The sequence below is a fragment of the Milkweed yellows phytoplasma str. MW1 genome (assembly GCF_000309485.1).
Lineage (GTDB): Bacteria > Bacillota_I > Bacilli_A > Acholeplasmatales > Acholeplasmataceae > Phytoplasma.
Genome location: NZ_AKIL01000025.1, coordinates 1 through 515, shown reverse-complemented (window position 1 = coordinate 515; position 515 = coordinate 1). Strand labels below are relative to the sequence as shown.

At 30.1% G+C, this 515-nt stretch carries 1 pseudogene; it reads right to left on the bottom strand.

From position 1 onward, the window contains the following. Nucleotides 1-26 precede the first annotated feature (26 nt). A pseudogene (locus RI76_RS03055) lies at nt 27-515 on the bottom strand (type IVB secretion system protein DotG/IcmE); the annotation flags it as partial.

Genomic DNA, 515 nt, shown 5'->3' with positions numbered 1-515 from the left:
TTAATTTCCATTTTAAAAACTCCTTTCTAAACTGTTGTAAATCCAGCAGCTTTTAATTGTTCCTTTGTATACCCAGCAGATCTTATTTCTTCGATTGTAAATAAAGCATCTCTTAATTCCTTAACTGTAACTCCAGCATCTTTGAATTCTTTAGCTGTATACCCGATTGCTCTTAAATCATTAATTTTATACGTATATGGAAAATATTCATATATTTCCCTAGCTGTAACTCCAGCATCTTTTAATTCCTTATCATCTGTATAACCAGCAACAAATCTTAAATCTTTATATGAAAATCCAGCATCTTTTAATTCTCTAGCTGTATATCCAGCATCTTTTAATTCTTCTATTTTATATCCAGCATTTCTTAATTCCTTAGCTGTAAATCCACCTTCTTTTAATTCCTTATCTGTAAATCCATCATCTAATAATTCCTGAACTGTATATCCAGCATCTCGGAAATCTTTAACTGTATATACAAGATATTTTAACTGTTTAGCTGTATATCCAGCATC